We start from the raw sequence: 16,243 nt of genomic DNA on the forward strand, positions 1-16,243 counted from the left end.
GGGTGTGGCCCTCATCCATTTTCTTGATTTCGCTTCCACCGCGCGTAATCTGCTACGGCCTTCCGGCATTCCTGGCAACGGCACCCGCGCTGATAGTTTGTCGTGGTCCCGTGCGGAGCCGGTTCGCCATTCGGTCGGCGGGTACCCTTCGGATTTCTGCTCACCCGCTTGGCTTCCCGGCATGGATCACAGCGGCATCCATCTTTGTAGCCTGTTGTCGTGCCATGGTTGAGATTCTTCTTCTCCCCGACTGGAATAACCTCAGGAACCTTCTCAACCTTCGGTGCATCCGCTTGGATCGGTGCCGATTTCGTGGGCGTCACGTAGCGAGTTGTAACGGGCTTTGGTTCCGGATGCCTCTCCGTGTACCTGCGGGAGCCTGTAGGGGCCGCAGAGGGCTTCTCAGGGCCGTTTCCTGCCCTCTGTTCGTAGTAGCGCCTCTCCCCGTACATCCGGTCAAGCTCGGCGCGGGTACGGTACGCATTCCTCTGCGACTCCATGGCCGCATCGCGGATGATCTTCTGACGGTCGGCTGATGACCTGGCGACGATCAGACGGCGGTGAAGCTCGCCCACGCGAGGTAGTGGCAGGTTCGCCATATTGCGGATGGCCTTGAGGCCTTCGAGGAGTTCATCGTCTACGTGGTTCATGTTCTCCACGGTGACGGGATCGGCCAGGGTGTGGGGCCGGGACACGGGCAGGAGCGTTATACGCGACTGTCAACGTGTAATGCGTGTGTTGCGATATCAGCCCAGCCGGGCACGTCGCCGCGCTCGTCCTCGGCCAGTCTGCGGCCTGCAGCGAACCATTTTCCGATAGTCGACATCTGTGAACTCCTTGCTTTTCGAAGTGGTCGGGACGGGCTCAGCCGAGACCGAGCCGAAGGATGAACAGCCCCGGATAGATCGCGAACAGGACAGATAGCGGAAGGATCAGGAAGACCAGCGGCAGCAGCATCAGGATCTCCTTCTGCCCTGCCTGCTCGATCAGCACCCGCTTGGCCTCCTCCCTGGCATCCGCCGCCTGGGAGTGCAGTACCGCCGCGAGCGGCGCGCCGTGCTCGAGTGCGGCGATGATCTGGTCGACGGCTCGCGTCAGCCCGGGCAGCTGAAGTCGAGTCGCGGTCTCACCGAGGGCGTCCGCCAGGGGCGATCCGGTGTGCACGGCGAGCACGGTCTGCCTCAACTCGTCCGTGAGCTCACCGGTGCCGATGCTCGACACGCGCCGCAGGGCATCCAGCAGCGACTCCCCCGCCGACAGGCACAGCGCCAGGAACTCGAGAGTCGTCGGCAGCTCATCGGCCAGACGCGCTCGACGCGCCTTCGCCCGTCCGGTCAGCTGCATGTCGTACGCGAGGGCGGCGCCTGCCGCGGTGAGCGGCGGAAGCAGAACGGCAGGCGCGGACATCCGGCCGGCGACGGCGATCGCGACGACCACGAGAGCACCCGCGACCAGACCCGCCACACCCCACGCGAGCTGACGGCCGCGGAAGCCGGCCGGCGTCTGCAAGCTGCCCGCCTGCGCCAGGCGCAGCCGCAGTGCGTCCCCGCCGCCGAGCATGCGCTCGAACCACGCGCGGAGCCGGCTCCAAGCCCGCTTCCCGTGCACCGGCATCGCGCCGACCGTGGGCAGGACGCCTGTGGGCAGCAGCTCATCGGGCACGACGTCTCGCACATACGGGCCGATCCGCCGCTCCAGCGACAACGCACCCCATCGCGGCAGAGCGGAGAGCACGCCCAGCAGCCCGAGGGCGAACGCACCGCCCAGGAGCACAGCGAGGGCGAGATCCGTCATCATCCGAACCACTCCGCGCTCATCCGAACCACTCCGTCATCATCCGAACCACCGCGCCGGCTCGGGCAGGCGGCCGATGCGCAGCATCACCCGGTACGCGACCACGGAGACGGCGGCGCCGACGACGATCACGATCACGCCCTCGGGACTCGCGTACGCCTCGCGGCCCTCGGGACGCATCGACAGCAGACCCAGGATCACCCACGGCGCCACGGCGCCGAGCACCGCCGCTCCACGGATCCACGACTGTCGCGCCTCGACCTCGCCGCGCAGCGCGGCATCCGCCCGCACCGATGCCGACAGCGCCCGCAGCACTCCGGTCAGCTCGGTGCCTCCAACCTGCCGGGCCATCCTCAGCGTCTCCGCGATCCGGTCGGCGATCGGATCGGCCAGCGTGTCCTTGAGACGGTCGAGGCTGCTTTCGAAGCGACCGGTGGCACGCAGATCCCGCGCGAACACCGCGAACGCGGGGCGCACCGCCGGCGGCGCCGACTCGGCGAGGCTCGCGACGGCATCCGGAAGCGACAGCCCGACCCGGATGGCGGCGACCAGCAGGTCGCAGACGTCCGGCCACAGCTGGCGGCGTGCCTTGCGCAGCCGCAGCCTGCGACCTCGGAGGAACAGCACCGGCGCCATGGCCGCGGCGAGCGCGGCCAGCACCGCGAGCACCGGCAGCGTCGTCAACAGCAGCACCAGCGAGGCCGCCACCACCGAAAGAGCGATCATCACGACGACGAGCGTGCGGGTCGAGGTCCGGGCATGACCCGATTCATCCAGCAGCCGGCGCAGCCGCCCGCGGCTCGGTGCCTTCACGGCCCGCTCCCTGGGCGGCCACAGCCACGGCGAGGCGCAGAGCAGCAGCCCCGCTCCGAGAAGTGCGCCGATGAGCAGGGTCATGCATCCTCCGCCCGGTACACCGACCGGCTCAGGATCCGTCCCTCGGACACTTCGCCGGTGGGCGCGATGACCTCGGTGACACGCCTGCTGCCGTCCGCCTCGCGGCGGCAGTGCACCACGTAGGAGATCGATGAGGCGAGCGCGGGTGCTATGAACGTGCGGTCGATGTTGCGTCCGGCGAGCAGCGGCAGCAGAGCGAGCTTCTCCAGCGCTTCGTCCGCGGAGTTCGCGTGCACCGTCCCGGCGCCGGGCACACCCGTGTTCAGCGCCAGCACGAGATCCAGCGCTTCGGCGTCGCGCACCTCGCCGACGACCAGCCGGTCGGGGCGCATCCGCAGCGCCTCCTTGACGAGCCGGCGCAGGGTGATCTCACCCGTGCCCTCCAGGCTGGCCTGCCTGCCCTGCAGGGCGACCACGTCCGGCCCCTCCACTGCGAGCTCGAACGTCTCCTCCACCGTGATGATGCGCTGCCGGTCCGCGGCCGATGCGAGCAGCGCACCCAGCAGGGTCGTCTTCCCGGCGTGGGTCGCGCCGGAGATGATGATGCTGCTGCCGTCGAGCACGGCACGATGAAGCAGCTCGGCGATGTGCGGCGGGACGGCTCCCTGCGCGACCAGCGAGTCGAGGGTGCGGTGCTGCGGGAGGAACTTGCGGATGTTCACGGCCCACGATCCGCGGACCACATCGGCGATCGCGACGTGCAGTCGCGAGCCGTCGGGCAGCGATGCATCGACGAACGGCTGGCTGACGTCCACCCGCCGGCCGGTCGACTGCAGCATCCGCTCGACGAGGTCGCGCACGATGGCATCGGTCAGCTGCAGGTCGAGGCGCTCCGTCGCGCCGCCGCGCGCGACGAACACGCGGTCGGGTCCGTTGAGCCAGATCTCCTCGATCGAATCGTCGTCGAGCAGAGGCTGCAGCGCGCCGAAGCCGGAGACGGATGCCAGCACGTCGCGCACCAGCGCCACCTCATCATCGATCATCGTCTCACCGCGCTGCAGCGCGAGGTCGTTGTGACGACGGACCTCGGTCTGCGCGATGCGCCGCGCCTGGTCCGGCTGCGACGACGGATCCGTGTTCTCCAGACGCAGGCGGCGCCGCACCCGCTCGGCGACGACAAGGGACGGATGGCTCACCCGGGCATCCTGGCAGAATGCGCCGAGCCGTTGCAGAAGTTATCCACAACCCGGTCGGACGGGCGCGGATTGACAGCAGATAGACGGAAACCGAATGCTCGCGCGACAGTAGACTTGGTCGCGCGCGGGAGTGGTGGAATTGGTAGACACGCAGGATTTAGGTTCCTGTGCTTTCGAGTGTGTGGGTTCAAGTCCCACCTTCCGCACAGCCATCATCACCAGGCACACCGAGCTCGGATGGGCTCACCTCCCCCGGCACTCCGCCTAGATCGAACGACGGGATCCCCCTTTGCTCCCTTCCGCACCGCAGGTTCCGACGGGAATCCTCCCGGACTGGCTCGACCCTGCCGTCATCATCGAGGCGGCGGGTCCGTGGGCGCTGCTCGTCGTCTGCTTCATCGTGTTCGCCGAGACCGGTCTGCTGGTGGGGTTTCTCCTGCCCGGTGACACCCTGCTGATCATCTCGGGTCTGCTCACGCACACGAACGACATCTTCGGCGTGAACATCTGGGCCGTCTCCCTCTTGATCGCGCTGGCCGCATTCATCGGCGGCGAGGTCGGATACCTGATCGGCCACAAGGGCGGACCGGCGGTGTTCGAGCGGAAGGAGTCCGGCCTGTTCAGCCGCGCGAACGTCGAGCGCACGAACGCGTTCTTCGAGCGGTTCGGCGGCATCACCATCATCCTGGCCCGCTTCGTGCCGATCGTGCGGACCTTCGCGCCGGTCGCCGCCGGCGTCGGACACATGCCGTGGAAGCGCTACTCGCTGTACAACCTCATCGGCGCGCTGCTGTGGGGATTCGGGCTGACCATGTTCGGCTACCTCATCGCGTTCATCCCGTGGGTCTCCGAGTTCGTCGTCGACTACATCGACCTCATCCTGCTCGTCGCAGTCGCCGGCACCATCATCGTGACGGCCTGGCACTACTTCGCCGAACGGCGCAAGGCGCGCAAAGCCGCCGCGGCCGGGAAGGACGTCGTCACGGACGCGGTCGAAGCCGAGCAGCTCACGCTCGAGAGCACGGTGTTCGAGCGCTCACCCGACCTGGACGGCGACGGCAAGCGCTGACCGCAGGCTACCCGGCATCCTTCTCGCGCTCCGGCTTGTCCTGCTTCGGCTTCTTGCGCCCCGCCTTCGACTTCTCCACGCTGGCGCGGAGCGCCTCCATGAGGTCGATGACCTCGCCGCCCTTCTTCTCGGCGGCTTCGTCGCCGAAGGCATCGGACACTTCGAAGCCCTCGCCCGCCTCGATCTTCGCGTCGATGAGCGTGCGCAGCTCCTTCTGGTACTCGTCCACGAACGACTCGGGCTCGAAGTCGCTGGAGTAGCTGTCGACAAGGGACGCTGACAGCTCCAGCTCCTTCTTGCTGATCTTCACGTCCTCATCGAGCGCAGGGAAGGACGCCTCGCGCACTTCGTCCGCCCACAGCAGGGTCTGCAGCACCAGCACGTCGCCGCGCACGCGGAGCGCCGCCAGACGGGTCTTCTGCCGAAGCGTGAACCGCACGATCGCCGTGCGGTCGGTCTGCTCGAGCGTCTTGCGCAGCAGCACGTACGCCTTGGGTGACTTCGAGTCCGGCTCGAGGTAGTACGCCCGATCGAGCGTCAGCAGGTCGACCTGCTCGCGCGGCACGAACTCGACGACGTCGATCTCGCGGCTCTTCTCGGCCGGAAGGGCGGCCAGGTCGTCCTTCGTCAGCACGATCGTCTGGCCGTCTTCCACATAGGCCCGATCGATGTCGGCATAGGCGACGGTCTTGCCGCACACCTCGCAGGTGCGCTGGTAGCGGATGCGCCCGCCGTCCTCATCATGGACCTGATGCAGCGGCACGTCGTGGTCCTCGGTCGCCGAGTACACCTTCACGGGCACGTTCACGAGCCCGAAGGTCAATGCGCCCTTCCAGATGCTTCTCATGCCCCCAGTGAACACCAGTCACACCCGTCACGCATAGGGCTTGCAATTTCGACCCGGACGACCGCTACCCTGACCACATGGCGTCCCCAGGGCAGGTGGGCAGGAGCGGGCAGGCAGGGCAGACCGTACTGGTCGACGGCCGTCGCCTGCGCGTCACCAACCTCGACAAGGTCGTCTACCCCGAGACGGGCACCACCAAGGGCGAGACGATCGCCTACTACTCGCGCATCGCCCCGCTGATGCTGCCGCACCTGCGGGGGCGCCCGGTCACGCGCAAGCGGTGGGTCGAGGGCGTCGGCACGGCGGATGCCCCGGAGGCGGGGTTCTTCACCAAGCAGCTCGAGCAGGGCGCACCCGACTGGGTGCGCCGGTTGCCGATCGAGCACTCGGACGGCCCGAAGAACTATCCGCTCGCCGACGATGTGGCGACGCTGGCGTGGTTCGCGCAGGTCGCCGCACTCGAACTGCATGTGCCGCAGTGGCGGTTCACTGCGTCGGGCGGTCGCGGCTTTCCCGATCGGCTCGTGCTCGACCTCGATCCGGGCCCCGGTGTCGGACTCGCCGAGTGCGCCGAGGTCGCCCGCATCGCCCGGGGCATCCTCACGGGCATGGGTCTGGATCCCCTGCCGGTCACCAGCGGCAGCAAGGGCATCCACCTGTACGCGCGGCTGCCCACCGCGGACGACGGAACGGGGCTGCAGTCCAGCGACGACGTATCCAGCGTGGCGAAGGAGCTGGCCCGCCTGATCGAGGCCGATCATCCCGACCTCGCCACGCATGTGATGGCGAAGTCGGCGCGGAACAGGAAGGTGTTCATCGACTGGAGCCAGAACAACGGCTCCAAGACGACGATCGCGCCGTACTCGCTGCGAGGCCGCGCCCGACCGTGGGTCGCCACGCCGCGCACCTGGGACGAGCTCGACGATCCCGAGCTGCGTCACCTCGAGTTCCACGAGGTGCTCGAGCGGACGGATGCCGGAATCGACCCCCTGGCGCCGCTCGCTCCCCCGTCGCCCGCTCTGTCGTCCTACCTCGCGAAGCGCGATGCGGCGAAGACGCCGGAGCCCATGCCGCGGACGGCATCCGTCTCGGGATCCAGCCTCACGCGCTTCGTCGTGCAGGAGCACCATGCCAGTCGCCTGCACTACGATCTGAGGATCGAACGCGACGGTGTGCTGATCAGCTGGGCTGTTCCCAAGGGCATCCCGGAGTCCGCCGACCGCAACCATCTCGCGGTGATGACCGAACCGCACCCGCTGGAGTACCTCACGTTCGAGGGCGAGATCCCGCGCGGCGAATACGGTGCTGGTTCCATGACGGTGTGGGACACCGGGACCGTGGAGCTGGAAAAGTGGCGCGACGACGAGGTGATCGGCACGTTCACCGGGCAGATCGGCGGCCGGATCGGCGCGGCGCGCCTGGCACTCATCCGCACCGAGGGCGACGGTGAGAAGTCGCAGTGGCTGCTGCACCGCATGAAGGACGCCGGGCAGCGCCCCTCCGCGCCCGCGAAGGTCGCGGCGAAGGCCCACTCCCCGCTGTCGGCACCGGATACGGCACCGCCGGCGGCGCAGCTCGCGCCGATGCTCTCGGAGCCGGGAACACCCGGCCGCGCTCGCGCGCTCGGGTCCCCCGCATGGGCGGAGATCAAGTGGGACGGCATCCGAGCCATCGGCACATGGCAGGCATCGGATGCCGGTGACGGCCGCTTCACGCTTCGGGCGCGCAGCGGAGCAGAGATCACCGCCCGCTACCCGGAGCTCACCTCCGACGGCGCGCCTCACCTGCCCGCCTCCGAGGCGGTCGTCGACGGCGAGATCGTCGCGTTCGACGCGCATGGCCGGCCGAGCTTCGCACGCCTGCAGAATCGGATGCACCTCACCCGCGCCCGCGAGATCGAGCGGGAGGTCGTGCGCACCCCGGTCGTGTACATGCTCTTCGATCTGCTGCGCCTGAACGGACACGATCTCACGGGCGTGCCGCTGCGGCAGCGCCGCGAGCTGCTCGAGCAGCTGGCATCCGACCTCGACGCCCCCGTGCAGGTGCCGCCCGTCTTCGACGACCTGGAGGATGCGCTCGAGATGAGCAGTGCGCAGGGCCTGGAGGGCATCGTCGCCAAGGATCCGATGTCGACGTACCGCCCGGGCGCGCGTTCGTCATCCTGGCTGAAACTGAAGCACACCCGCACCCAAGAGGTCGTGATCGTCGGCATCCGTCCTGGCCAGGGCGGACGCACAGGCTCCATCGGCTCACTGCTGCTCGCCGTCCCCGACGGCGGCGGCGGGTTGCGTTACGTCGGACGCGTCGGCACCGGATTCACGGATCGGATGCTGCGCGACCTCGACCGCCAGCTGCAGCCACTGCGCGTGAAGAAGCCTCCGCTGGACGGCGTGCCGACCGCAGACAGCGGCGATGCGCTGTGGGTCAGGGCGGAGCTGGTCGGCGAGGTCGAGTTCGCGAACTGGTCACCCGGTGGCATCCTCCGCCACTCCCGCTGGCGCGGACTCCGGCCCGACAAGAGCGTCTCGGAGATCACCGTCGAAGACTGACTGCGTCCGCTGCCCGGGGAGGGCGCCATATCAGGAGTGCCTCGCCTCGCACTCCTCGTGGCCGGCGGGCTCCAGCTGGAACGTGGAGTGATCCACGTCGAAATGGTCCGCCAGGCATCCCTGCAGGTCCTGCAGCAGGTCAGCGGTGCGGCCGTCGACGAGCAGCTGCGGGTCGACCCGCACGTGCGCCGTGAACACCGGCGCTCCGCGGGTGAGCTGCCAGATGTGCACGTCGTGCACGTCGACGACGCCGTCGTACATCTTCAGGTGCGTGCGGATCTCACTGACCGCCATCCCCTTCGGCGCCGACTCCGACAGCACCGAGAACACCTCGCGCAGCAACGACAGCGCCCGCGGCAGGATCATCACGGCGATCAGCAGCGACGCGATGGCATCCGCCGGCATCCAGCCAGTCGTGACGATCACCACGGCGGCGATGATCACCATCGCCGAGCCGATCAGATCGCCCATCACCTCGAGGTAGGCGCCGCGGACGTTGATGCTCGTCTTCTGCGCGGCGCTGAGCAGCCACATCGAGATCGCGTTGGCGAGCATGCCGATCACGGCGACGACGAGCATCAGGGGTCCGGCGACCTCGACCTCGCCCGGCTCGATCAGACGCTGCACCCCCTGCACGGCGACCACCGCCATGAGCACGATCAGGATGATCGCGTTGATCAGCGCGCCGAAGACTTCGGCGCGCTGATAGCCGAACGTGCGCCGGTCATCCGCGGGGCGCGCGGCGACGGCGCTCGCGATGAGGGCGATCACCAGAGCTGAGGAGTCGGTGAACATGTGCGCGGCATCCGCGAGCAGCGCAAGGGATCCCGACAGGATCGCGCCGACGACCTGCACGACCATGATCGTCACCGTGATGCCGAGCGAGATCGCCAGCAGACGCCGGTTTCCGGCGCCACGGATTCCGCCGGGGACGGGGGCATGATCGTGCATGCCTCCAGGCTAGGCCGGAACCGCGGCGGGGGCGCGCTCCGCGCGACTGTCGGGAACGGTAACGGTTCTCAACAGCTCCTGCAGCTGCGAGGCGCGCATCCCAGAGCTTGCCCAGGTCGCCACGCGGGGCACGTGGCACGATGAGAAGGACGCACCTGCGTCGCGGAGACAGGAGGACGACGCAGATGATCTCGAGTGCGCTCGTGGCGCTCAGCGCCGCCGATGCCGAGTACGAAGGATTCATCGGCTGGGTGCTCTCACTCATGCAGACGCTCGGTGAGATCGGGGTCGGCGTCGCCGTGCTGCTCGAGACCTTCATCCCGCCGATCCCGTCCGAGGCGGTCCTGCCCGGCGCGGGCTTCCTCGCCTACGCCGGGAAGATGAGCTTCTGGTGGGCGTGGATCGCCGCGACCGCCGGCGCGCTGATCGGCGCGTGGATCTGGTACGCCCTGGGGGCAGCGCTCGGTCGCGATCGCACGCGTCGCCTGGTCGGCGCGATCCCGCTGATGGAGACGGAGGACTTCGACAAAGCCGAGACGTTCTTCCAGCGCTGGGGCGGCGTCGCGGTGCTGGTGGGGCGGTGCGTGCCGCTGGTGCGCTCGTTCATCTCGATCCCGGCGGGTATCGAGCGGATGCCCCTGTGGAAGTTCACCGCATACACGCTGCTCGGATCGGGCATCTGGAACGGCGTGTGGATCGGCCTCGGCTTCGCCTTCGGCCCGGCGATCGAGCCGGTGCTCGCGCAGTGGAGCGGCGTGCTCTCGAAGGCCGTGCTCGCCGTCATCGCGCTGCTGGTGCTGTGGTTCATCGTGGCCCGCCTGCTGCGCTTGCGGCGTCAGAAGCGGGCCGCAGCGACCACGGACGAGCCCGACGCGCGCGCGGGCTAGAGCGCTTCGAGCAGTGGCACGAGTGCGGTGAACGCGCGCGCACGGTGCGACTGCGACTGCTTCTCGGCATCCGAGAACTCACCGACAGTGCGCTCGGATGCCGGATCCTGGCCGTCCGGGATGAAGATCGGGTCGTAGCCGAAGCCGCCCGCCCCGGATGCCGCATGCGCGAGACGCCCCGGCCACACGCCCTCGACCACGTGCTCGGCGCCTTCTGCGGTGACCAGGGCGATCGTGGAGCGGAACTGTGCCGCGCGGTGCGGGTCGGCGATGTCGCGCAGCTGGTCGAGCAGCAGCTCGAGGTTCGCGCTCGCGTCCTTCTTCTGCCCGGCCCAGTATGCGGAGAACACTCCGGGGGACCCGCCCAGCACGTCGACGCAGATGCCGGAATCGTCCGCGACAGCGGCCAGACCGGTGTGCGCGGACGCTGCGCGCGCCTTGATCAGCGCGTTGACAGCGAAGGTCACGCCGTCCTCGACCGGCTCCGGTCCGTCATAGCCCACGACCTCGAGATCCGGGCGGGTGGCGGCGACGATCTGCTGGAACTCGGCGACCTTGTGCGGGTTGTGGGTGGCGAGGACGACCTTCATCAGACCCGGGTCCCTGTCGAGCGGCTCTGCGACAGCGCCGCGAGCTGATGCTCCTTCAGCGCCGCGCAGCCGCTGAGCCCGAGATCGGTCAGCGCGTCAAGCTCGCGCTTGTCGAACGGCGCGCCCTCCGCGGTGCCCTGCACCTCGACGAAGAGGCCGCGGCCGGTGACGACGATGTTCATATCGGTCTCGGCGCGCACATCCTCCACATATGCCAGATCGAGCATGGGCTCGCCGTCGATGATGCCGACCGAGACGGCGGCGACCGTGTCGAGCAGCGGAGTGGAGTTCCTGCCGATGAACTTCTTGTCGCGTCCCCACTCGATCGCGTCGGCGAGCGCGACGTAGGCGCCGGTGATCGCCGCGGTGCGGGTGCCGCCGTCCGCCTGCAGAACATCGCAGTCGATGACGATGGTGTTCTCGCCCAGCGCCTTGGTGTCGACGACGGCGCGCAGCGCGCGCCCGATCAGGCGCGAGATCTCGTGGGTTCGGCCGCCGATGCGGCCCTTCACGCTCTCGCGGTCGTTGCGCGAGTTGGTCGCCCGCGGCAGCATCGCGTACTCGGCGGTGACCCACCCCTTGCCCTTGCCGGTCAGCCAGCGGGGCACGCCGTTCGTGAAAGACGCGGTGCACAGCACCTTCGTGCCGCCGAAGCTGATCAGCGCCGATCCCTCGGCATGCGCGGACCAGCCGCGTTCGATGGTGATCTCGCGGAGCTGATCGGCGCTGCGGCCGTCGGCGCGGACGATGTCGGTCATGGTGTCCTCTCGAAGGGGTTCAGATCTGGTCTGCGTCGGAGAGATCCGGCAGGGTGATGACGCCGGTCTGCACGAGCTGCACGTCTCGGACCTCGCGCCCCATCAGCCGGTTGGCGAGCAGGGTGAAGTCGTCGGCGGACTGACCGGTCGCCTCATAGGTGTACCTGGCGATGGCATCCGCAGGCGCGAGCAGGTCGCGGCGCATGAGCTGCCGGTACACGTCCGCCGCCGTCTCGTCATCGCTGGAGACGAGCGAGACTCCGTCCCCCATCACGTAGCTGATCGCTCCGCGCAGAAAGGGATAGTGCGTGCATCCGAGCACGAGCGTGTCGACGCCCGCGTCGCGCAGCGGCGCAAGGTACCCCTCGGCCGTCGCGAGCACCTCGGGTGTGCCCGTGATGCCCGCCTCGACGAACTCCACGAACCTCGGGCACGCGGCGGTGAACACCTCGAGTCGCTCATTCACCTCGAGCATGTCCTGATAGGCGCGCGAGCCGATGGTCCCGACCGTGCCGATCACGCCGACGCGGCCGTTGCGGGTCGTCGAGACCGCGCGGCGCACGGCAGGGCCGATGACCTCGACGACCGGCACGTCGTAGCGCTCGCGCGCGTCGCGCAGCATGGCGGCGGATGCCGTGTTGCACGCGATCACGAGCATCTTCACGCCCTGATCGACGAGGGTGTCGAGCACCTCGAGACTGTAGCGCCGCACATCCGCGATGGGCTTGGGCCCGTACGGCGAGTGGGCCGTGTCGCCGATGTAGACGAGCGATTCCTGCGGCAGCTGAGCGCGAATGGCTCTGGCGACCGTGAGCCCGCCGACTCCGGAGTCGAAGATGCCGATGGGCGCGTCGTTCATGATGATCAAGCCTAGTCGGCGCCGCCCTGGTCGCGGGCAGCAGCGAGAGCCGCGCGCAGGTTGCCGCCGGTGGCTTCCAGCGCGCGAGCGACCGTGTCGGCATCTGCTCCGGTGAGCACGATCGCGATCGCGGTCTTCACCGAGCCGCCGGCCGCGGCAAGTGCAGCGGCCGCCTCATCGGCGCTGCACGCGGTGGCATGCATGACAGTGCGCTCGGCGCGGGCGCGCAGCTTCTCGTTCGTGGACTGCACATCGACCATGAGGTTGCCGAACACCTTGCCCGACTGCACCATCGCCAGGGTCGACAGGGTGTTCAGTACGAGCTTCTGCGCCGTTCCCGCCTTCAGCCGGGTCGATCCGGCGACGACCTCGGGGCCGACGACCACCTCGATGGCGACGTCGACTCCGGCCGAGATCTCGGCGTCGCGGTTGCATGCCAGGCTCACCGTGAACGCGCCCCGTTCCCGGGCGGCGCGGAGCGCGCCGGCGACATACGGGGTGCGCCCGGATGCCGAGATGCCGACGATCGCGTCATCCGGGCCGAGCTCGCGTCCGGCCTGCTCCCCCGCCGCGTCGTCGTCCTCGGCGTTCTCGATGGCGCCGCGCAACGCGTACTCGCCGCCGGCAATCAGGCCGGTGACCAGTGACGGATCCGTTCCGAACGTCGGCGGGATCTCACTCGCGTCGAGCACGCCCATCCGCCCGGCCGTGCCGGCGCCGATGTAGACCAGCCGGCCGCCGCGGTGCAATCGCGCCACGATCCCGTCGACCGCACGCGCGATGCTCGCGGCCTCACCGGCGACGGCCTGAGCGGCGACCACGCCCTGCTGCGCCATCAGCGCGACCTGGTCGGCCGTGCCCAGCAGGTCGAGGTCGGCGAAGTGTGGGTCGACGCCTTCGGTCGAGAGGGTTCCGAGGGTGGAGCGCAGCTCTTCACGGTCGGCCATGTCAGCTCTTCTTCCTGTCGGGAGCGGGCGGGTTCAGCAGGGTGCGCCGCGCGGCGCGTGCGGCGAGCAGGCTCGCCGCGGAGACGGTGATGGCCGGGCCGTCGATCTCGGCTGCCAGGCCCACGTTCACGACGACGGCGTGCGGCAACGTGGTGCGGATGCCATCGAGCAGCGCTCTCTGAGGGGCGCCCTCCTCGATGCGGTCGACGAGGATCACCGTCTGCGTCGGCTCGGATGCGGCCACGTCGGCTGCAGTCAGCTCGGCTGCAAGCGCGTCGATTTCGAGGGCGCTGATATGGGCATCCGAGGCTTCGCCATGACTCGTCGCGGCAGCGTCGAGGCGCACGATCTCCCCGCCCGCGGCGAGTGCGAGCGCAACGTGCGAGGCGGAGCTGTCGACCGCGAGGCTCGACGGACGACGCAGGTCGATGACCCTGGTCGGGCCGTCGGTGAACGCCTCTAGGTGGCCGTCGACATGCAGCGCCCGGTCGGCGATGCTGTCCGCATCGAAGGGGACGTCGGCTGCGGGCGTGCGCGAGCGCACGGCATCCGCCATCGACGCCACCCGCGCCGCTGCGTCCTGGACGCGCTCGCGCGGCAGGGCGCCGCTGCGGACCGCCGCGACGATCGCATCCCGGGCGGCGAGGTAGTCCCGCTCGTCCTGGTCGGCCAGCATCGCGGCTCCAGGGTTGGTCGGATTGCCGATGCACAGCAGGTCGGCGCCCGCGGCGAGCGCCTGCACCGCTCCGCCCCCGATGCCGACCGTCTCGCGAATGGCCGCCATGTCGAGCGCATCGGTGATGATGACGCCTTCGAAGCCGGACTCGCGCAGCTCACCCAGGGCCTTCCCGTTCAGGGTGACGGGTTCATGGCCCCAGTGCGGTGCGGTGATGTGGGCGGTCATGATGGCGCGCACCCCGGCATCCGCCGCCGCTGCGAAGGGCGGAAGGTGCACGGCCTCGATCTCGTCCTGGCTGAGCGCCAGCCGGGGCAGGTCGTGATGGGAGTCGGTGTGCGTGTCGCCGTGGCCCGGATAGTGCTTCGCACAGCCGGCGACACCGGCATCCTGCAGCCCCTGCACGTAGGCTGCGACGTGACGCGACACGAGCGCGGTGTCCGAGCCGAAGGCGCGCACCCCGATCACCGGGTTGCGCGGATCGGTGTTGACGTCGGCGACCGGCCCGATGACGACGTCCGCACCGATGCGGTCCACGCGTCGGCCGATCTCGTATGCGGTCGCCCTGGTGGCGTCCAGGTCGTCGAGGGCGCCGAGCTGCGCGGCTCCGGGGACGGTCGAGCCCGTGGTCGTCTCGATCCGCGTGACGCTGCCGCCCTCCTCGTCGATGCCGATCAGCGCGTGGGGCGCGGTGCGGTGGATCTCGGCGCTGAGTGCGGCCGTGTCACCGTCGAGGTTCTGTGCGAAGTACACGACACCGGCGAGTCCGTCGGTCAGTGCGGCCGCCAGCCAGGCAGGCAGGACATCGCCGAGAAACCCCGGCCAGAGCACGCCGTTGACGAGTCGTTCCAGTCGGTCGTCCTCGGTCATGCTCGCCTCTTCGCCAGTGGATGTCTTCGCGGGCGACTGTCACGGCCCGATCATCAGTATTCCCGATTCACGCGCTGGATACACTGGCCCGATGAGCTCCGCGTTCCTCACCGACCGGTACGAACTGACCATGCTCGCGGCGTCGCTGCGCGATGGCACGGCCGAGCGTCCGAGCATCTTCGAGCTGTTCTCCCGCCGCCTCTCCGGCGGACGCCGCTTCGGCGTCGTGGCCGGCACGGGGCGCCTGCTGTCGCTGCTGCGCGAGTTCCGCTTCGGCGATGACGAGCTGAGGTACCTGCGCGATCACGACGTGGTGGATGCCACCGCGCTGCGCTATCTGGAGGACTATCGCTTCACCGGCACGATCCGCGGCTACCGCGAGGGCGAGCTGTACTTCCCCGGGTCGCCGATCCTCACCGTCGAGGGCACGTTCGCGGATGCCGTCGTGCTCGAGACCCTGGCGCTGAGTGTGCTGAATCACGATTCCGCCGTCGCGACGGCGGCGTCCCGGATGAGCATCGCCGCGGGTGAGCGCCCGCTGGCCGAGATGGGTTCGCGCCGCGCGGCGGAGCAGTCCGCCGTCGCCGCCGCCCGCGCCGCCTACATCGCCGGATTCGGCGCCACGAGCAATCTCGAGGCGGGCCGGACATGGGGCATCCCGACCATGGGCACTGCCGCGCACTCCTGGACCCTGCTGCACGACAGCGAGGAGGCAGCGTTCCGCTCGCAGGTCGAGAGCCTCGGTGTCGAGACCACGCTGCTGGTCGACACCTACGACATCCGAAACGGCGTCGATACCGCGGTTCGCGTCGCAGGCACCGGTCTGGGTGGGGTGCGACTGGACTCGGGCGATCTGCCGCTGGTCGCCGCCGCCGTGCGCGCCCAGCTCGATGAGCTCGGTGCCACGGAGACGAAGATCACCGTCACCAGCGATCTCGACGAATACGCCATCGCTGCCCTCGCCGCCTCGCCGGTGGACTTCTACGGGGTGGGCACGTCGGTCGTCACCGGCTCCGGCTATCCGACCGCGGGCATGGTGTACAAGCTCGTCGCTCGACAGGACCCGACGGATTCATGGGTGTCGGTGGCGAAAGCATCCGCGGACAAGAGTTCGAAGGGCGGGCGCAAAGCGGCCTTCCGCACGCTGCGCGACGGCGTCGCCGTGGCCGAGACCATCTCGGTGGCAGACGGGTTCGAGCGGGTCGACAGCGCGGCCGAGCATCCGGATGCCCGCGCGCTTCAGGTCGTGCTCGTCGACAACGGCGAGATCGACTCCGCGCATGAAGGAGCCGCCGGAACAGCATCCGCTCGCGATCATCACCTCAATGTGCGCGAGGAGCTGCCGGTGCGCGCTCTGGCGCTCAGCAAGTCGGACCCGGCGATCCCGACTCTGTTTGTTGATGCCGACTGACG

14 protein-coding genes and 1 tRNA gene are annotated in these 16,243 nt (G+C 69.1%); 5 read left to right on the forward strand and 10 right to left on the reverse strand.

The features are described 5' to 3' along the window. Positions 1-864: 864 nt before the first annotated feature. The 3 genes from ACQUSX_RS14500 to ACQUSX_RS14510 are packed head-to-tail and all read right to left on the reverse strand — an operon-like array spanning position 865 to position 3,827. The gene (locus ACQUSX_RS14500; RefSeq protein ID WP_428907793.1) at positions 865-1,794 is read right to left on the reverse strand and encodes a type II secretion system F family protein; all 930 of its coding nucleotides are present in this window, start codon (positions 1,792-1,794) and stop codon (positions 865-867) included. 39 nt (positions 1,795-1,833) lie between these two features. After that, positions 1,834-2,691, reverse strand: a complete 858-nt coding sequence (locus tag ACQUSX_RS14505; RefSeq protein ID WP_428907792.1) for a type II secretion system F family protein — start codon at positions 2,689-2,691, stop codon at positions 1,834-1,836. Continuing rightward, the gene (locus ACQUSX_RS14510) at positions 2,688-3,827 is read right to left on the reverse strand and encodes a TadA family conjugal transfer-associated ATPase (protein WP_428907791.1); all 1,140 of its coding nucleotides are present in this window, start codon (positions 3,825-3,827) and stop codon (positions 2,688-2,690) included. The genes ACQUSX_RS14505 and ACQUSX_RS14510 overlap by 4 nt, the downstream gene beginning before the upstream one ends. 124 nt (positions 3,828-3,951) lie before the next feature. Here ACQUSX_RS14510 and ACQUSX_RS14515 point away from each other — a divergent pair. Both ACQUSX_RS14515 and ACQUSX_RS14520 read left to right on the forward strand, forming a co-directional pair. Further along, positions 3,952-4,033 (forward strand) — tRNA-Leu (locus ACQUSX_RS14515). Positions 4,034-4,116: 83 nt separating this feature from the next. After that, the gene (locus tag ACQUSX_RS14520) at positions 4,117-4,896 is read left to right on the forward strand and encodes a DedA family protein (protein WP_428907790.1); all 780 of its coding nucleotides are present in this window, start codon (positions 4,117-4,119) and stop codon (positions 4,894-4,896) included. Positions 4,897-4,903: 7 nt separating this feature from the next. On the opposite strand, the gene ku is transcribed toward ACQUSX_RS14520, so the two are convergent. Beyond that, complete coding sequence (gene ku, locus ACQUSX_RS14525; protein ID WP_428907789.1) at positions 4,904-5,743, reverse strand: non-homologous end joining protein Ku; 840 nt, start codon at positions 5,741-5,743, stop codon at positions 4,904-4,906. Between the two features lie 77 nt (positions 5,744-5,820). On the opposite strand from ku, the gene ACQUSX_RS14530 reads away from it, so the two are divergent. Beyond that, positions 5,821-8,292: an ATP-dependent DNA ligase gene (locus ACQUSX_RS14530; RefSeq protein WP_428907788.1), complete on the forward strand. Its 2,472-nt coding sequence runs from the start codon at positions 5,821-5,823 to the stop codon at positions 8,290-8,292. A gap of 30 nt (positions 8,293-8,322) precedes the next feature. Here ACQUSX_RS14530 and ACQUSX_RS14535 read toward each other — a convergent pair whose 3' ends face one another. Next, positions 8,323-9,243 (reverse strand): cation diffusion facilitator family transporter, encoded by a 921-nt coding sequence (locus tag ACQUSX_RS14535; RefSeq protein WP_428907787.1) that lies wholly within the window; start codon positions 9,241-9,243, stop codon positions 8,323-8,325. A 185-nt stretch (positions 9,244-9,428) separates the two neighbouring features. On the opposite strand from ACQUSX_RS14535, the gene ACQUSX_RS14540 reads away from it, so the two are divergent. Beyond that, positions 9,429-10,130, forward strand: coding sequence for a DedA family protein (locus tag ACQUSX_RS14540; protein WP_428907786.1), 702 nt, complete (start codon positions 9,429-9,431; stop codon positions 10,128-10,130). Here the strand turns inward: ACQUSX_RS14540 and rdgB are convergent. From rdgB to ACQUSX_RS14565, 5 genes are read right to left on the reverse strand one after another with little or no spacing between them, the layout of a single operon-like run. After that, complete coding sequence (gene rdgB, locus ACQUSX_RS14545) at positions 10,127-10,720, reverse strand: RdgB/HAM1 family non-canonical purine NTP pyrophosphatase (protein ID WP_428907785.1); 594 nt, start codon at positions 10,718-10,720, stop codon at positions 10,127-10,129. The genes ACQUSX_RS14540 and rdgB overlap by 4 nt on opposite strands. Beyond that, on the reverse strand, positions 10,720-11,478 hold the full coding sequence (gene rph, locus ACQUSX_RS14550; protein ID WP_428907784.1) for a ribonuclease PH: 759 nt from the start codon (positions 11,476-11,478) through the stop codon (positions 10,720-10,722). Before rph ends, rdgB begins: the two co-directional genes overlap by 1 nt. Positions 11,479-11,497: 19 nt before the next feature. Next, positions 11,498-12,337, reverse strand: coding sequence for a glutamate racemase (gene murI, locus ACQUSX_RS14555; protein ID WP_428907783.1), 840 nt, complete (start codon positions 12,335-12,337; stop codon positions 11,498-11,500). Positions 12,338-12,348: 11 nt separating this feature from the next. Further along, the gene (murQ, locus tag ACQUSX_RS14560) at positions 12,349-13,284 is read right to left on the reverse strand and encodes an N-acetylmuramic acid 6-phosphate etherase (protein WP_428907782.1); all 936 of its coding nucleotides are present in this window, start codon (positions 13,282-13,284) and stop codon (positions 12,349-12,351) included. 1 nt (position 13,285) lies between these two features. Further along, complete coding sequence (locus ACQUSX_RS14565; RefSeq protein ID WP_428907781.1) at positions 13,286-14,830, reverse strand: glycoside hydrolase family 3 protein; 1,545 nt, start codon at positions 14,828-14,830, stop codon at positions 13,286-13,288. A 91-nt stretch (positions 14,831-14,921) separates the two neighbouring features. On the opposite strand from ACQUSX_RS14565, the gene ACQUSX_RS14570 reads away from it, so the two are divergent. Continuing rightward, positions 14,922-16,241 carry a nicotinate phosphoribosyltransferase gene (locus ACQUSX_RS14570; protein ID WP_428907780.1) on the forward strand — a complete coding sequence of 440 codons (1,320 nt, stop codon included), beginning with the start codon at positions 14,922-14,924 and terminating at the stop codon, positions 16,239-16,241. Positions 16,242-16,243: the final 2 nt, after the last annotated feature.

The organism is Microbacterium alcoholitolerans, assembly GCF_050408615.1.
Taxonomy (GTDB): Bacteria; Actinomycetota; Actinomycetes; order Actinomycetales; family Microbacteriaceae; genus Microbacterium.

What these genes read in the sequence shown, in the direction of transcription:
- ACQUSX_RS14500 (WP_428907793.1), bottom strand. Translation starts at nt 1,794, where the DNA reads ATGACGGATCTCGCCCTCGCTGTGCTCCTGGGCGGTGCGTTCGCCCTC.
- ACQUSX_RS14505 (WP_428907792.1), bottom strand. Translation starts at nt 2,691, where the DNA reads ATGACCCTGCTCATCGGCGCACTTCTCGGAGCGGGGCTGCTGCTCTGC.
- ku (WP_428907789.1), bottom strand. Translation starts at nt 5,743, where the DNA reads ATGAGAAGCATCTGGAAGGGCGCATTGACCTTCGGGCTCGTGAACGTG.
- ACQUSX_RS14530 (WP_428907788.1), top strand. Translation starts at nt 5,821, where the DNA reads ATGGCGTCCCCAGGGCAGGTGGGCAGGAGCGGGCAGGCAGGGCAGACC.
- ACQUSX_RS14535 (WP_428907787.1), bottom strand. Translation starts at nt 9,243, where the DNA reads ATGCACGATCATGCCCCCGTCCCCGGCGGAATCCGTGGCGCCGGAAAC.
- ACQUSX_RS14540 (WP_428907786.1), top strand. Translation starts at nt 9,429, where the DNA reads ATGATCTCGAGTGCGCTCGTGGCGCTCAGCGCCGCCGATGCCGAGTAC.
- rdgB (WP_428907785.1), bottom strand. Translation starts at nt 10,720, where the DNA reads ATGAAGGTCGTCCTCGCCACCCACAACCCGCACAAGGTCGCCGAGTTC.
- rph (WP_428907784.1), bottom strand. Translation starts at nt 11,478, where the DNA reads ATGACCGACATCGTCCGCGCCGACGGCCGCAGCGCCGATCAGCTCCGC.
- murI (WP_428907783.1), bottom strand. Translation starts at nt 12,337, where the DNA reads ATGAACGACGCGCCCATCGGCATCTTCGACTCCGGAGTCGGCGGGCTC.
- murQ (WP_428907782.1), bottom strand. Translation starts at nt 13,284, where the DNA reads ATGGCCGACCGTGAAGAGCTGCGCTCCACCCTCGGAACCCTCTCGACC.
- ACQUSX_RS14565 (WP_428907781.1), bottom strand. Translation starts at nt 14,830, where the DNA reads ATGACCGAGGACGACCGACTGGAACGACTCGTCAACGGCGTGCTCTGG.
- ACQUSX_RS14570 (WP_428907780.1), top strand. Translation starts at nt 14,922, where the DNA reads ATGAGCTCCGCGTTCCTCACCGACCGGTACGAACTGACCATGCTCGCG.